General features: G+C 74.6%; 14 protein-coding genes and 1 CRISPR repeat array. Of the genes, 8 read left to right on the top strand and 6 right to left on the bottom strand.

Annotation, left to right across the window (positions count from 1 at the left end):
- Positions 1–14 precede the first annotated feature (14 nt).
- Positions 15–335, top strand: a complete 321-nt coding sequence (gene cas2e, locus ACFY0X_RS18590) for a type I-E CRISPR-associated endoribonuclease Cas2e (RefSeq protein WP_387755859.1) — start codon at positions 15–17, stop codon at positions 333–335.
- Between the two features lie 21 nt (positions 336–356).
- Positions 357–1,908: a CRISPR direct-repeat array (repeat unit 29 nt; unit sequence GTCCTCCCCGCGCCAGCGGGGGTCAGCCG).
- A gap of 96 nt (positions 1,909–2,004) precedes the next feature.
- Here the strand turns inward: cas2e and ACFY0X_RS18595 are convergent.
- Entirely contained in the window at positions 2,005–2,925 is a 921-nt protein-coding gene (locus ACFY0X_RS18595; RefSeq protein ID WP_387755861.1) for a universal stress protein, read from the bottom strand.
- 10 nt (positions 2,926–2,935) lie between these two features.
- Positions 2,936–3,328: a DUF302 domain-containing protein gene (locus tag ACFY0X_RS18600; RefSeq protein WP_387755863.1), complete on the bottom strand. Its 393-nt coding sequence runs from the start codon at positions 3,326–3,328 to the stop codon at positions 2,936–2,938.
- Between the two features lie 187 nt (positions 3,329–3,515).
- On the opposite strand from ACFY0X_RS18600, the gene ACFY0X_RS18605 reads away from it, so the two are divergent.
- The gene (locus ACFY0X_RS18605; RefSeq protein ID WP_387755865.1) at positions 3,516–5,573 is read left to right on the top strand and encodes a histidine kinase; all 2,058 of its coding nucleotides are present in this window, start codon (positions 3,516–3,518) and stop codon (positions 5,571–5,573) included.
- Positions 5,574–5,762: 189 nt separating this feature from the next.
- Here ACFY0X_RS18605 and ACFY0X_RS18610 read toward each other — a convergent pair whose 3' ends face one another.
- Positions 5,763–5,978 (bottom strand): hypothetical protein, encoded by a 216-nt coding sequence (locus ACFY0X_RS18610; RefSeq protein ID WP_387755867.1) that lies wholly within the window; start codon positions 5,976–5,978, stop codon positions 5,763–5,765.
- A gap of 383 nt (positions 5,979–6,361) precedes the next feature.
- Between ACFY0X_RS18610 and ACFY0X_RS18615 the strand changes: the two genes are divergently transcribed.
- Positions 6,362–6,979 (top strand): TetR-like C-terminal domain-containing protein, encoded by a 618-nt coding sequence (locus ACFY0X_RS18615; protein ID WP_387755869.1) that lies wholly within the window; start codon positions 6,362–6,364, stop codon positions 6,977–6,979.
- 146 nt (positions 6,980–7,125) lie between these two features.
- On the opposite strand, the gene ACFY0X_RS18620 is transcribed toward ACFY0X_RS18615, so the two are convergent.
- The 3 genes from ACFY0X_RS18620 to ACFY0X_RS18630 form a co-directional block, all read right to left on the bottom strand.
- On the bottom strand, positions 7,126–8,490 hold the full coding sequence (locus tag ACFY0X_RS18620; protein ID WP_387755871.1) for an FAD-dependent oxidoreductase: 1,365 nt from the start codon (positions 8,488–8,490) through the stop codon (positions 7,126–7,128).
- A 162-nt stretch (positions 8,491–8,652) separates the two neighbouring features.
- A complete protein-coding gene (locus tag ACFY0X_RS18625) occupies positions 8,653–9,090 on the bottom strand; it encodes a glutaredoxin domain-containing protein (RefSeq protein ID WP_387755873.1) in 438 nt (145 codons plus the stop codon).
- 84 nt (positions 9,091–9,174) lie between these two features.
- Positions 9,175–10,677, bottom strand: a complete 1,503-nt coding sequence (locus tag ACFY0X_RS18630) for an FAD-binding oxidoreductase (protein WP_387755875.1) — start codon at positions 10,675–10,677, stop codon at positions 9,175–9,177.
- A 297-nt stretch (positions 10,678–10,974) separates the two neighbouring features.
- Between ACFY0X_RS18630 and ACFY0X_RS18635 the strand changes: the two genes are divergently transcribed.
- From ACFY0X_RS18635 to ACFY0X_RS18655, 5 genes are all read left to right on the top strand, one after another.
- Positions 10,975–11,625: a pyridoxamine 5'-phosphate oxidase family protein gene (locus ACFY0X_RS18635; protein WP_387755877.1), complete on the top strand. Its 651-nt coding sequence runs from the start codon at positions 10,975–10,977 to the stop codon at positions 11,623–11,625.
- Positions 11,626–11,877: 252 nt separating this feature from the next.
- On the top strand, positions 11,878–13,116 hold the full coding sequence (locus ACFY0X_RS18640; protein WP_387755879.1) for a styrene monooxygenase/indole monooxygenase family protein: 1,239 nt from the start codon (positions 11,878–11,880) through the stop codon (positions 13,114–13,116).
- Between the two features lie 195 nt (positions 13,117–13,311).
- Positions 13,312–13,857, top strand: a complete 546-nt coding sequence (locus ACFY0X_RS18645; RefSeq protein WP_387755881.1) for a hypothetical protein — start codon at positions 13,312–13,314, stop codon at positions 13,855–13,857.
- A gap of 117 nt (positions 13,858–13,974) precedes the next feature.
- Complete coding sequence (locus ACFY0X_RS18650) at positions 13,975–14,895, top strand: phytoene/squalene synthase family protein (RefSeq protein ID WP_387755883.1); 921 nt, start codon at positions 13,975–13,977, stop codon at positions 14,893–14,895.
- A 268-nt stretch (positions 14,896–15,163) separates the two neighbouring features.
- The gene (locus ACFY0X_RS18655) at positions 15,164–15,331 is read left to right on the top strand and encodes an SflA family class IV lanthipeptide (RefSeq protein WP_387755885.1); all 168 of its coding nucleotides are present in this window, start codon (positions 15,164–15,166) and stop codon (positions 15,329–15,331) included.

Below are 15,331 nucleotides of genomic sequence, written 5' to 3' on the forward strand. Positions count from 1 at the left end.
TTCAGGGGGCAACCATGGCAGCGATGACCGTCCTGTCCGCCACCGCAGTCCCCGACCACGTACGCGGCGCGCTCACCCGATGGCTCCTCGAAGTCACCCCGCAGCTCTACGTCGGCACCATCTCCGCCAAAGTGCGCGAGGAACTCTGGCACGCCGTCAGCGGCTGCGTCGGCGACGGCGTGGCGGTCCTGGTCCACACGGCGGCCAACGAACAGGGCTTCGAGCTGCGGACGGCGGGCGAGCAGCGGCGAAAGCCGGTGGACTTCGACGGGCTGACGCTCGTTGCGATGGCGGGGGTGCAGGTGAGCGATGGTCAAGAAACGGCAAAACCCTAGAAACGCTGCAGGTCAGGAAGTGTCCTCCCCGCGCCAGCGGGGGTCAGCCGACGTCCATGCCTGGCCCTGCCGGACCGGAGCGGTCCTCCCCGCGCCAGCGGGGGTCAGCCGCTCGTCTTCGGCAAGAACGACCAGCAGGACACGTCCTCCCCGCGCCAGCGGGGGTCAGCCGTCACCATCCAGGCGGAGCCGCCGCCGAGGATCGTCCTCCCCGCGCCAGCGGGGGTCAGCCACCGAGCCGCCCAGGCCCCGTACGGCCACCGTCGTCCTCCCCGCGCCAGCGGGGGTCAGCCGGCCCTCAACGACCACTACCACGACGACCTGTGGTCCTCCCCGCGCCAGCGGGGGTCAGCCGGCACTGCTCGCCGAGCAGCACACCGAGGACCCGTCCTCCCCGCGCCAGCGGGGGTCAGCCGGTTGATTCTCCGACGGCGGGCACCACCTCGGCGTCCTCCCCGCGCCAGCGGGGGTCAGCCGGGGCTGCTCGACCACGTCCAGTCCGTGCGCGAGTCCTCCCCGCGCCAGCGGGGGTCAGCCGCAGCTGGGGATCTCGACTGCCGATCTGACGGAGTCCTCCCCGCGCCAGCGGGGGTCAGCCGTCGAGTCTCGACAGCTACCGGCGCAAGGGCCCGTCCTCCCCGCGCCAGCGGGGGTCAGCCGGGGCCTCGGCCGGGAACAGCCCTGGGTACAGCGTCCTCCCTGCGCCAGCGGGGGTCAGCCGGCCCGGCGCACGGAGGCGATCCGGGACGCCGCGTCCTCCCTGCGCCAGCGGGGGTCAGCCGTCCCCGGACTTCTCGGAGTGGATGACGAGGCCGTCCTCCCCGCGCCAGCGGGGGTCAGCCGACCCCGCGACGGGGCTCTCCGAGTGGTACGAGGTCCTCCCCGCGCCAGCGGGGGTCAGCCGTCGGTCGTGCCGGAGTCGGTCTTGGCCGGGGCGTCCTCCCCGCGCCAGCGGGGGTCAGCCGAACCGCAGCGAGTACCAGATCGACGACTGGGAGTCCTCCCCGCGCCAGCGGGGGTCAGCCGAGCGCCTCCGCCACCCTGACCACCGGCGGGCAGTCCTCCCCGCGCCAGCGGGGGTCAGCCGACGTGGGCACGCGAGCAGGCCATCGACTTGGAGTCCTCCCCGCGCCAGCGGGGGTCAGCCGCCGCCTCCACCGGCACTTCTTCCCTCCCGACGGTCCTCCCCGCGCCAGCGGGGGTCAGCCGAGCAGGTACTCGGGCACTGGGCTCCCTACTTCGTCCTCCCCGCGCCAGCGGGGGTCAGCCGTGCATGCTGTCCAAATTCCCCGATTTTGGGCTTGTCCTCCCCGCGCCAGCGGGGGTCAGCCGTTGTACAGTGCATGGCCATCAGCAATTGCCATGTCCTCCCCGCGCCAGCGGGGATCAGTCGGCGAACCCGCCGGTGGTGACCTCGGGGCGGTGGTCCTTCCCGCGCCAGCGGGGGTCAGCCGGCACGGCTGCAGGCCGCGTTCCGGGCGATCCCGTCCTCCCCGCGCCAGCGGGGGTCAGCCGCGCGCCGCGTCCATGGCCCAAGCCGTCTGGTCCTCCCCGCGCTAGCGGGGGTCAGCCGGGCCCGTCACTGCCGGCGATTATGTTGTCTGATCCTCCCTGCTCCGGGGGGATCGTTGCGACGCGTGACAGCACAAGGGCGGCAGGGTGGCCCCGGTCACGCGTGGGGGACGAGGGCGACCGGGCAGTGCACGTGGTGGATCGCGGCGTGGGCGACGGGGCCCAGGTGGGCACCGAGCAGGGTGCGGCGGATGCGGCGGCCGATGACGAGGAGGCGGGCTCCGGTCGCCGCGTCCACCAGGGCGGTGGATCGGCTGCCCTGGATCAGGTCGGCGGTCACCGACACCTCGGGGTGGCGCTCGCGCCAGGGGTCCAGCTGTTCGGCGAAGCGGGTGCGCTCGACGGCGGAGAGTTCGCCCTTCAGTCCGCCGACGGCCTGGAGCGCCATGTACTCGCTGGAGACCGGCGGGGACCAGATGTGCACCACCCGCAGCGGGGCCCGGCGCCGGATGGCGGCGTCGAAGGCGACGGCCAGGACGTCGTCCATCGGGTGGGCCAGGTCGAGGCCCACCAGGACCGGGCCCTCGGGCTCGGCCGCCTCCGCCCGGACCAGCACCACCGGGCAGCTCGCCCGGCGCAGCACCTCCTGGCTCACCGAGCCGACCAGGAAGCCGCGCACCGCGCCGAGGCCGCGGGAGCCCAGGACGAGCAGGGCGGCCGAGTTCCCGGCCGCCTCCAGGGCCTCGGCCGGGTCGGTCGGGACGATCGACGAGGTGACCGGGCCGGGCCCGGCCAGTGGGCGCAACTCCTCGGTCCGGAACGCCAGTTGGTCCATCGCGTGCCGGTAGGTCTCCTCGCTGCCGACCACGTCCTGGCGCGGCCACGGCCAGGCCTGCAGGACGTCCAGCGGGCAGCCGCGGCGCCGCGCCTCGTGGGCGGCCCACTCGGTGGCGGCGAGGCTCTCGGGGGATCCGTCGTATCCGACGACGACGGGCTGGGTGGCGACCGGCGCGGTGGCGACGGGTTCGGTGGCGGCCGGTTCGGCGGGGACTGGCGTGGTGGCGGCGGGTTCGGTCATGGTCTGCTCCTCATCCGCGCAGGGTGTCCAGGGCGGCGGTCAGCCGCTGCGCCGCCTCGTCCGCGACGCCGCCGAGCCCGCCCCCGGGCCCCGCCAGGGTGACCATCGTCTGCGGGTCGACGGCCTCCACCACCGTGGCGCCGCCGTCCGTCCGCACCACCACGTTGCACGGCAGCAGCAACCCGATGCGGGGGTCGGCCTGGAGCGCGCGGTGGGCGAGGGCGGGGTTGCAGGCCCCGAGGATCAGGTAGTCCTCGATCTCCGCACCGATCTTCTCCCGCAGGGTGGCCCGGACGTCGATGGTGGTCAGGACGCCGAACCCCTGCTCCTTGAGCGCGGCGGTGACCGCCTCCACCGCCTGCGCGAACGGCTGGTCGAGCCGTACGCCGAGACCGTATTCCATGGTTCCTCCGTAAGAATCCGGGCCGCCCCAGTATCGACGGGCGCCGTGTCGGCCGCCTCTCGGAGCAGACCGCGCCGGGGGCGTTCGGCCGCCCCGGCGGCCGGCGGGGCCGTTGCCTCATGCGCCCGGGACAACGGGTGGCGCAGACTGCAGAGATCGGCGGGAGCCCGGCGGCGAAAGGGCGGACATGGCTGCGGAGATCACGCGAAGAGCCCGGTGGCGGCCGCGGTCCGGCCCGGCGGAGCGGCAACTGGCCGCGGCCGGGCTGTGCGCGCTGGTCTGCCTGGTGGCCGGCGGCCTGTGGGTCGGGTACGTGCTGACCCACCTCGGAGCACCCGGGACGGCGACGCCCGTGCGCCTGCTGCCGGAACTCGGCTACGGCCTCGCCGCCGTCGCCGGCGGGGTGCTGCTGCACGCCCACCGGCCCGGCAACCAGCTCGGCTGGGTGCTCCTCGCGTACGGGACGGCGGTGATCGTCCCGCTCGCCGCCCAGACCCCGCTCTGGGGGCAGGCGGCCGACTCGCACGTGGTCGGGGCGGTGGTGATCCTGGTGGGGGTGGGCTACCTCGTCGACGGCACCCTGTGGCACGCGCTGCCGTTGTGGCTGCCGTACGGGAGACTGCCGAGCAGGCGCTGGTGGTTCGCGGTCGGAGCCGTGGCCGTGTGGAGGCTGCCTCCGTCGCTCTACGTGCTCTCCGAGCCCACCGTCTTCGGCCGGCCCAATCCGTTCGCCGGCAGTGCCGTCGCGAAGTGGCTGGACGGCTTCAACGGCCGGATGCTCGATGCCCAGCTCGCCGTGTTCGTCGCGCTGACCGTCCTGGTGGTGCTGGTTCCGCTCGCCCGGATCCGCGGGGTGTCCCGGCGGCGCCGGCAGAACGTGCTGATCGCCCTCGGCGTGTACCTGCTGTGGGGGGCGGCCGACTTCGGCGACTACTTCGGACACAGCACGGCCTCGCTCGTCGCCTTCGCCGTCACCTCGGCGCTCTGGACGGTCACCCTGGCCGCCGTGGTGGTCCGGGACGGCTCCTGGCGGCTGGACCGGGCGGCCCGACGGGTGCTGGTCGGCCTGCTGGTGGCCGCCGGACTGGCCCTGGTGTTCCTGGCGGTGGCCCGACTGCTCTCCACCATGCTGATGCCGGGCCAGGGCCTCGGAGGACTGCTGGTGGTCGCCGCGATCTTCCTGCTGGCGGTCGGTCTGCCCCGGGGCGTGCACTGGACCTCCGGACTGGTCGACCGCTGGTACTACGGCTCGCGCGCGCAGCCGTACCAGGTGCTGCGCAGCCTCGCCGGCCGGGTCAGCCAGACCGTCGACCCGCAGGAGGTGCCGGCCGTGCTGTGCCGCACCGTGAGCGACGAACTACTGCTGCCCGGTGTGGAGTTGACCGTCACCACGCGCAGCGGTGAGCGGTCGCTGGCCGCCGTGGGCGAACGCTCCGGCAGCGGGGAGGGCTTCCCCCTGGTGCACCGCGGGGAACAGATCGGACGGCTCACCGTCGCCCCCCGCGAGGGGCAGCGGGTGCTGGACGACAGCGACCGAGACGTCCTGCGCTCGCTCGCCGACCAGGCCGCGCCCGCCGTCGCCTCGCTCCAGCTGACGGAGGACCTTCGAGCCAGCCGCGAACAGATCGTCGCCGCTCGCGAGGAGGAGCGCCGCCAGCTGCGCCGGGACATCCACGACGGCCTCGGCCCGATGCTGGCCGGGCTGCGGCTGCGCCTCCAGGGCGCCGCGGCGGTTGACGACCCGGCGTGCTACGCGGTGGTGCTGGACCGGGTCGCGGACGACCTCGCCACGGCGGTCCGGGAGGTCCGGCGGATCACCGACCGGCTCGGGCCCACCGCGCTGGGTGACTACGGTCTGTCACTGGCGCTGAGCCGGCTGGCCGAGACCTTCAGCGGCCCGGATCTCGCCGTCGCCAGCCGGCTGGAGCCCGATCCGCTGCCGGCCCTGCCGGCCGCCGTCGAGGTCGCGGTGTACCGGATCACCGCGGAGGCGCTCAACAACGTGCTGCGCCACGCCCGGGCGGGAAGTGCCACGGTGTCCGTCCAGGTCGACGACGGGCACCTGGAACTCGACGTCGAGGACGACGGGCGGGGGCCCGGTCACGGCCCTCCGGAGATCCCGGGGGTGGGGCTCCGGTCGATGTCCGAGCGGGCGGCGGAGATCGGCGGCCGTTGCACCGTGGACGCCCTGCGGCACGGTACCCGGGTGCACGCGGTGCTCCCGCGCCGGCCCGCGAGCGGCTGACCCGGCGCCTCCGACCGCAGTGCCCGAGCGCCCGAGCACCCGAGCGCTCAAGCGGGTGAACGGGCGAGCGCCCGAGCGGGCGAGCGGCGACCGGCTCGGGCGCGCGGTGCAGCGAAGAGGCCCCCGGCTCGCGACGGGTGGCGGCCGGGGGCGGGGGACGGGATTCGTAGGGAACGAGGGGCGGCGGGTTCAGCAGTGGTTCGGCGGTGTGCAGCGGCGGTCGCTGCGGGTGCCGAGAGCCGTACCGGTGTCGGTGGTGACGGGGCGGCGCCGTCCCGCTCCCGAGGCGCCCTCGGCGCCCGGGACCGGGCACCGGCACGCCCGGGCGGCGGCGACGCTCACGGCGGCGAATACCGCGGCGGCACCGGCCGCCACCAGCGCCGCGCCGGCCGTTCTGTCGGTCATGGGGTCCTCCACGGGGTTCCGCAGGCGGTCCGCTTCGACCTGCTCCTCCATGCCACCGCCAGTAGTGCCCCAACCGCATGGGGCCACGGTCCCGTCCCGGTCCCGTCGTACGGATCGGTCGTCACGCACGGGTGGGGTGGTCACGCACAGGAGGGGCGGTCACGTACGGGTGGAGGGCACCGCACGGCGCAACCTGGAAGACGGCGGGAACGGGTTCGTTCACTAACATCGACAGTAGCCCCCGGCTGTGTCGGGGCTTTAGGGAATCGTGATAGAGGAAATGCCCCACCATTCGCGCGACCGGCCCGGCATTTCCCGGAGATCCGCGGCGCGCGCGTGGAGCGACGGGACCGAGGAAAGGCGACTGAAGAAGGTGCGCAACCATGACCGCTGAGATGGATGCCGGGCACGGAACGGTGACGGGCACCCCGCTGCGCCGGCGCGGCGAGGCGCTGGAGAGCGCCATCTACGAGGCGGTCCTCCAGCAGCTCACCACCGACGGCTACGCCCGGCTGACCATGGAGGGAGTGGCCGCCGCCGCGCAGACCGGCAAGGCCGCGCTCTACCGCCGCTGGCCGTCCAAGGAGGAGCTGGTCAAGGACGCGCTGCGGGCCAGCCTGCCGCCGTCCGGCCCGGCCCCCGACACCGGCAGCCTGCGCGGGGACCTGCTGGAGGTGGTCACCAGGCTGCGCGCCGCGATGTTCAGCGAGCTCGGCGCCGCGGTGCGGGCGATCATGAGCGAACTCGACCACCAGCGGGCGCACGCCTTCGTGGAGATCGTGCTGGAACGGGTGGTCCGGCCGACGACGGCGCTGATCGCCGAGGTGCTGGACCGCGGCACCACGCGCGGCGAGGTCCGCCCCGGGGCGGTCACGCCGCTGGTGACCGACCTGGTGCCGGCGCTGATGCTCTACCGGATCAAGATGTGCGGCGGGGACGCGGTCCAGCTCGACCCGGCGGAGATCGTGGACGAGTTGCTCCTGCCGATCGTCCGCGCCTGACGGGCGCGGTCACCGGGCGGCGCCGCCATCCATCCGACAGTGCGGTCGCCGGATGGGTGTTCATCAGCCGGTGTGGTCATCCGCCGAAATCCCGTGGGAGTGCTCCGGGTGGAATTCCCACGGGATTTCGGCGGCCCCCGCGGGGCTCAGGCCCCGCTGTGGCGGAGCATGTCCTCGCGCTCGACGACCTTCACCCGCTCGCGCTGCTCGGCCTCGCCGAGCGCGCGCTCGTGGGCGTCCAGCAGCTGCCAGCCCGCCCAGGTGGTGAAGCGGACGCCCTGGGCGCGCAGGTGCTCCTCGACGGCCGCCGGGTCCGGCTCGGCGGCGCCGGGCAGGCGGTCGGCGGCGTGGTCGTCCAGCAGGCAGGCGACGGTCTCGTTGGCGTCGCCCTTGGTGTGGCCGATCAGGCCGACCGGGCCGCGCTTGATCCAGCCGGTGACGTACGTGGCGGTGCGGTGCGAGCCGTCGCCGTCCAGGACCCGCCCGGCCTGGTGCGGGACGGTGCCCGAGGCCGGGTCGAAGGGCAGCTTGGGCAGCTCGTCGGAGTAGTAGCCGACCGCGCGGTAGACCGACTGCACGTCCCAGTCGGTGAACCGCCCGGTGCCGCGCACGTTGCCGGTGCCGTCGAGCTCGGTGCGCTCGGTGCGCAGGCCGACCACCCGGCCGTCCTCGCCGAGCACCTCCACCGGGGACTCGAAGAAGTGCAGGTACACCCGGTGCGGACGGTCGCCGATGTCCCGGATCGCCCAGTTCTCCAGCGTCGAGGCGACCAGGTCGACGTGCTTGACCGCGCGGCGCTCGGCGATCGAGCCCTCGTCGTACTCGATGTCCTCGGGGGCGACGATCACCTCGATGGTGGGGGAGTGGTCCAGCTCGCGCAGCTCCATCGGGCTGAACTTGGCCTGGGCGGGGCCGCGGCGGCCGAAGACGTGCACCTCGACGGCCCGGTTGCGCCGCAGGCCCTCGTGGACGTTCGGCGGGATCTCGGTGGGCAGCAGCTCGTCGGCGGTCTTGGCGAGGATCCGGGCGACGTCCAGGGCGACGTTGCCGACGCCGAGGACGGCGACCTTCTCGGCCTCCAGCGGCCAGGTCCGGGGCACGTCCGGGTGGCCGTCGTACCAGGAGACGAAGTCGGCGGCGCCGTAGGAGCCGTCGAGGTGGATCCCGGGTATGTCCAGGGCGCGGTCGGCCATCGCTCCGGTGGAGAAGACCACGGCGTCGTAGAAGCGGTGCAGGTCGTCCAGCGCGAGGTCGTTCGGGTAGTCGACGTTGCCGAACAGCCGGACCTGGGGCTTGTCCAGCACCTGGTGCAGGGCCGTGACGATGCCCTTGATGCGCGGGTGGTCGGGCGCGACCCCGTAGCGGATCAGGCCGAACGGGGCGGGCATCCGCTCGAACAGGTCGATCGAGACACCGGGGGCCTGGGCGGCGTCGGACTTCAGCAGGGCGTCCGCGGCGTAGATGCCGGCGGGGCCGGCTCCGACGATCGCGACTCGGATCGGGCGGGGCATGACGAGTGGTCCTCCGGTCGGGCGCGGCGCAAAGGTGGTCTGAACCTTTGTAGCAAACCCTACGAATGACCAGGGAAGTAGGCGGTGGTGATCTATGACGTCATAGAGCCGGCCTATGGCTCGGGGCCGGCGGAGCGATCGGTGCTGACCGCCGCCCTTCGGTCAAGCCGCGGCGGGAACCAGGGCGCGCACCCAGGCGGGGTCGGGGTTGGTGTGCGGCCGGCCGTCGACAACGACGGTCGGGACGGTCTCGTTGCCGTCGTTGGCCGCCCGGACCGCGGCCGCCGCCTCCGGGTCGCGCCAGATGTCGACCCAGTGCAGCTGTCGGGCCGACCGGCCCAGCCGGAGGCGCAGTCGCAGGCAGTACTTGCAGCCGGGGCGCCAGTAGACCACCGGTCGGCCGTCGGCCGCGCTGCGGCGCCGGGCCTCCGCCGCGCCGATCGGTTCCGGGAACGGCAGCGGCGAGTGCAGGCCCGCGAGCGCCGCGAACAGCAGCAGGTGGAGCACGGCCAGGCCGGGACGTCCGCCGACGGCCGTTCCGGCCGCGACGGCCGCGCCGCAGAGCGCGAACAGCAGCGGCAGCTTCCACACACGTGTCATGACGGCCCACCCTATCCGGGAAGTCGGCCGCCCCGGGGGCGGTCAGGAGACCCGGGCCGGATCGGCCCGTCGATGCCGGTGACGCTACGCGGCCGCCACGGACTGGGGGAAGGCGAAGACCCCGTCCGGGTCGTAGCGGCGGGCCACGTCCTTCAGCCGGGGCAGGTTCCCGCCGTAGTAGGCGCGGCCCCAGTCGGGCAGCGTGCCGTCGATGTAGTTGACGTACGCGCCGTGCGCGCCGAGAGCGGCCAGCCCGTCGCGGATCCTGTTCACGGTGGTCCGGACCCGGTCCTCGCTGATCGACGTGGCGCCGGCGTAGACCTGGGCGGTGGCGAGCGAGTCGCGGTGGGGGAAGGCGGTGGCGTCGGGGGCGAGTTCGCCGACGGCGCCGCCCAGGGAGTCGAGCAGCAGGTCGACGCCGGTGCGGCCGGCCATCAGCGCCGTGACCCCCGCCGGGTCGAGCGGTGCCGGTCCCAGTACCCGGGAGACCGCGACGAAGCCGGCCCGGGGCAGGATGCCGCCCTCCCAGGTGGGGTGGCACTGGGCGATGGTGTCGTTCGAGCAGCCCGCCATGAACTTCATGGCGCCGAGGTAGTCCCTGGGGGAGACGGTGCGCGAGGCCGGGGTGGTGCCGGCCGCCGTCACCAGGCGGTCGAGCAGGGGGTTCGCGCCGCTCGGGTCGCCCACGTAGCAGCCCACGATCCGGCAGCCGGGCGGCGTGCCGCCGGAGATCTGGCAGCTGGCCCAGAGCTCGTACGGGGCCGCGGCGACCCACTGCTGCCAGGCCCCCAGCACCTGGGTCACCGAGCCGGCCGGGAAGGCGAGCACGAAGACGGTCAGGCCGGGAGCGGGGGCGGTGGCGAAGGCGAACCGGGTGACGATGCCGAAGTTGCCTCCGCCGCCGCCGCGCAGCGCCCAGTACAGGTCGGGCTCCGTGGTGGGCGAGGCGGTGAGCAGGCGCGAGTCGGCGGTGACCACGTCGGCAGCGGTCAGCCGGTCGCAGGTGAGCCCGTACCTGCGGGTCAGCACGCCGAGGCCGCCGCCCAGGGTCAGGCCGCTGACCCCCACGGTCGGGCAGCTGCCGCCCGGGAGCAGCCGGCCCGCGTCGGCGAGCGCCGCGTACACCTCGATCAGGCGGGCGCCGGCGCCGATCTCCGCGGTGCCGTCGGGCTGCACCCGGACGTCGGCCATCCGGCGCAGGTCGATCACCAGGCCGCGGGCGGGGATGCCGTACCCGAGGTAGCCGTGGCCGCCGCCGCGGGCCGCGATCGGGATCCCGTGCCCGCGGGCCACGTCCAGGCAGGCCCGGACGTCGTCGGCGGACACGCACTGCGCCACGGCGGCGGGGAGCCGGCCGTCGTTCAGCGTGTTGTAGCCGAGCCGGGCGGTCCCGTACCCGGGGTCGGCGGGGAGCACCAGCCGGGTGCCCAGGCGGTTCCGCAGCGCCTTCCAGTCGGGCGGTGCGGCCGCCCAGCCGCGGTCGCGGGGCGGGAAGGCCACGAGTGCCCGGGCGGGGGTGCCGCCGGCGGCCACCGCCGTGGCGGCGGCGCCGAGGGCGGTGAGGAAGCGTCGTCGGTTCAGGTTCATGGCGGGCCCTTCTCCCGGCGTCCGGCGCACGGGGGCTTCCAGCCGATCGTCACGCGGCGACGGCGGTCGGGCCTGCGGAGCTGAGCCTTCCGGCGCACCGGATCGGGGAGGGGGACGGGAGAGGAGGGGAGGGGGTGGGGATGGGGCGGGGACGGGGGCCCGGGGCAAGGGCGGCCGCACCGACACGCACGGGCCGTGCTGTTGCTCGACTTGCCGCAGGCCGGGCGCTTGGATGGACCGGCCTGGTCAACGCCCGGACGCGGCCCGACGGCCTCCGGCAAGCGAGGAGTCACCACCGTGCACGACACCCCCGACCCCGCCGTCGTGGCCCGCCGGATCACCGAACGGCGCGAGCAGTTGGGCCTCAGCGAGGAGGCACTGGCCAACCGGGCCGCGATGGCCCCCCGCTACCTGCGGTGCCTGCTGGACGCCGGGCCCGCGTTCGATCCGGCGGGCTTCGTCCGGATCGCCGCCGCCCTCGACAGCACCCGCGGCGAGCTGCTGTCCGGCCGCGCCGACGCCCCGCCCGGGCAGGGCTCCCCCGGTCCGCGCCCCCGGCTGCTCGCCCTCACCGAGCAGGACTGCTGGCAGCTGGTCGGCGGTCACGGGATCGGCCGGATCGCCCTGCCGGTGGAGCCCGGGCCGGTGGTGCTGCCGGTCAACTACGTGGTGGACGAGGGCTCCTTCGCCTACCTCACCGGCGAGCACGACGCGGCCGCCCCGGAGGAGGGGGCCGCGGTCTCCTTCCAGGTCGACCGCATCGACGAGTTCCTCGGGCGCGGCTGGAGCGTGCTCGCCATCGGTCCGGCGCACTACGTGGACGACCCGGTCGAGCTGGAGCGCCTGGCCGGCCTGCCCGGCGCGGCGCCCTGGGCGGGCGGGAGGCGGCCGCGCTGGGTGCGGATCCGCCCGGAGGAGATCAGCGGGCGGCAGCTGGTCTCGGGGTGAGGCTCCGGCCGTTCCGCCGGGCCCGACTCCCGCCCGTAGGCGGGTCGGCCGCCCGGACCCGCGAAGACCGCCATGTCCCGTACCGTCGTAGGGTGTTGGGCGAGAGGCGGCTCGCGGCCGGGGAGGAGCGCCGGGTGTGCTGGGCAGCGGTCCGGTCCGTGGACGGGCGGGGCGATGACTGGTAAGCCAGACCAGTGGCGGCGGGGCCGTGCCGGCCGCCGTCCGGGTCGTACCACCAGGAGAGCAGGGGCGATGCGCAGAGTTCTGATCGTCGGAGCCGGGCAGGCGGGGCTCCAACTGGCCCTGGGGCTCCAGGCCCACGGCTACGACGTGACGGTGCTGACCGACCGCGGCCCGGAGGAGGTGCGCGACGGGCGGGTGACGTCCAGCCAGTGCATGTTCGACTCCGCGCTGCGCACCGAGCGCGCCCTCGGGCTGGACCTGTGGGCCGACCGGGCGCCGCGGATCGAGGGCGTCGGGCTGTCGGTCGCCGGGCCGCAGGGGGAGCGGCTGATCGACTGGGTCGGGCGGCTGGACGCCTACGCGCAGTCCGTCGACCAGCGGCTGAAGATGTCCGCCTGGCTGGAGCTGTTCGCCGAGCGCGGCGGCCGGGTCGAGCTGCGCCAGGTGACGCCCGCCGACCTCCAGAACCTGGCCGGCTCCTACGACCTGGTGCTGGTCGCCTCCGGCAAGGGCCCGCTGGCCTCGCTGTTCGAGCGCGACCTCGTGCGCTCCCCGTACGAGCGGCCGCAGCGCGCGCTCGCCGCCAGCTACGTGCACGGGCTCGGGCCGCGCCCCGAGCACGACTTCCCGGCGGTGCGCTGCGACGTGGTGCCGGGCGTTGGGGAGTTCTTCGCGGTGCCGGCGCTGACCGGGACCGGGCCCTGCGACATCCTGCTCTGGGAGGCCCAGCCGGGCGGCCCGGCGGATGCCTTCGACGGGATCCGCGATCCGGCCGAACATCTGCGGGTGACACTGGAGTTGATGAAGACGTTCATCCCCTGGGAGTACGACCGGACCCGCTCCGGCGTCGAACTCACCGACGCCGGCGCCACGTTGGCCGGGCGCTTCACCCCGGTGGTCCGCCACCCGGTCGGCGAACTGCCCGGCGGCGCCGCGGTGCTGGGCGTCGCGGACGTCGTCGTCCTCAACGACCCGATCACCGGCCAGGGTTCGAACAACGCCGCCAAGTGCGCCGCCGACTACCTGGAGGCGATCCTCGCCCACGGCGACAAGCCCTTCGACCGCGACTTCCAGCAGACCGCCTTCGACCGCTTCTGGCGGACGGCGGGCCCCGTCACCACCTGGACCAACGCGATGCTCGCCCCGCCGCCCCCGCACGTCCTCGACCTGTTCGGCGCGGGCGGCCGGGTACCGGCCGTGGCCGACCGCTTCGCCAACGGCTTCGACGACCCGGCGGACCTGGACGACTGGTTCCTCGACCCGGCCGGGGCGGCCGCCTACCTGGCGTCGGTCACGGCGGGCCGCTGAGTCACAGCAGGTCTCCGAGGTCACGACAGGGGTTCGCCGAGGTCACGGCAGGTCACCGTAGGGTCAAGCTCTCCCCAAGTCCCGTACGGGCCCCCGTCGATCATGGTGGGTTCTTCTCGCCCCCTCGCGGAGGGGGACCACCCGGCGCGGGGCAACGGCCGGGAGGGCGATCCGGACGGCAACAGGAGAAGAGCAGTGGCGGTCGACGGGGGCAACATGGCCCAGGCTGTGATCGATACGGCGTACAACGAGCGCAAGCGGCTGCACACCGGCCGCAGCCGGACCGTCGCCGTGGTCTTCTTCGGCCTGCTGATCGCCCTCGGCTTCTTCCTGGCGCTGGTGGTCGGCAAGTCGGACCCGAACACCCCGCCGACCTGCGACGGCAAGACGATGACCCGGCACAGCGAGTGCCGGATCTGGTCGAGCCGCGGGGGCGGGGGCACCTACTCCTACGACGAGATGATCGACCGGCGCGAGTCCGGCAACGGGGTGTGGCGGATCGTCGGCTTCGGCGGCGCCGGCCTGGCCGCCGTCCTGATGGTCGTCTCCATCGCCAAGCTCAACCCGAACCGCCCCTGGGGCCAGCCGGTCGGCGCCGCCTGCCCGCGCTGCCGGGAGCTCAACCTGCGGGAGAAGCACACCACCCACAGCGTCACCCGGGGCCGTACGACCTACCGCTACAGCGGCATCGTCACTCTCTGCACCCCGGCCTGCGGCTTCTCCGCGATCCGCCAGAGCTGACCTGCGGCCGGGGCCCCTGTCCGGGCCCCTGTCCGGGGCCTGCTTCCGGGCCCGGGGCCCGAATAGGTCCGGCCGCTCCCACCGGCTACGCTCGGTCCCCGGCGAACGAGCGACGGGATGGACCGAGTGGGCAGGTGGGAGCGGGCACTGGACGCGGCCGGCGTACGGGAGGCCGGGCTGCGGGCCGACTACGCCCGGCAGCGGCAGCAGATGGCCCGGTACCGGCGGGAGGCCGCGCTCGCCGCCGAGTTGCTGCTGCCCGCCCGGATGGTCCCGCACGTGATCGCCGCCGCCGCCTTCATGCACCGCACCGACACCCTGCTCGACAGCGGCCCGCTCGCCGCACGCCGGGCGGCGTCCGCCCGCTGGCAGCGGCGGGTCACCGACGGCCTCGCCGCCGGCCGTACCGACGACCCCGAGCTGCGCCCCCTGCTGAACAGCGTCGACGCCCACCCCGTCCTGCGGGACCGGGTGCTGGACTTCCTCGCCGCGACCGCCGCCGACCTGGACTTCACCGGCTTCGCCACCGAGGAGGACTACCAGGCCTACGTCGACGGGTACTCGCTGCCCGGCTTCATGGTGGTCGCCGGCCTGATCGGCCCGGACGGCGACCAGCGCGACTACCGCGCCGCCTGCCGCACCTTCATCGACGGCAGCCAGCGGCTGGACTTCGTCAACGACCTCGCCGAGGACCTCGCCGACGGCCGGCTGACCGTCCCCGAGCGGACGCTGGAGGAGCACGGCGTCACCCGCGCCGACCTGGAGCAGGGCCGCGACCTGCCCGCCGTCCGGGCGCTGCTCACCGCCCTGCTCGACCGGGCCGACCGCACCCTCGCCGAGGGCCGGGCCGTCGTCGACCGGGTGCCGCCCGCCCACCGGCCGATGGTCCGCTGCATCGTCGGCGTGGAGGAGCTCACCAGCGCCGCCGCCCGCGCCGACCTCGGCGCACTGTTGCGCCGCTCGGCGAGCCCGGCCAAGCCCGCCGCGCTGCGCCTGCTGGCCCGTGAGTACCTCCGGGCCCGCCGCCTGCGCGGCTGACCTGGTCGGACGGCCCGCCGCCTGCGCGGCTGACCCGCCTTGCCACCTCCGGCCCGGCTGACCGGCCCGGCTGACCGGCCCGGATGTGGCGATCCGGTGTGTGCCGCCCCGGTGAGGGCGGGCGGAGCCGGCGTCCACAAACGGAACCACCCTTTGTCGTAGGCGATCCGGCGGGTCTGTCAGCTCTCTGTCCCGGGCCGGACGGCGTGGCTAGCATGAGCCCGCTCAGCGAAAGGACCCATCAACACCAATCATTGGGAGGACCCCCATGAGTGCCTTGATGACCGCCGTCCGCGACGCCGGCCCGCTGGAGATCGACGAGGACGCCATCGTCTTCGAGGACGCGTTCGACGCCGACCTCACCCCGGTCGCCTGCCTCGCCGACCCGTGGGTGACCTACGTCCCGACCCGCTTCCCCTGTGAGGTCGACTTCTGA

The organism is Kitasatospora sp. NPDC001547 (assembly GCF_042894165.1).
In the GTDB taxonomy this organism is placed as follows: domain Bacteria; phylum Actinomycetota; class Actinomycetes; order Streptomycetales; family Streptomycetaceae; genus Kitasatospora.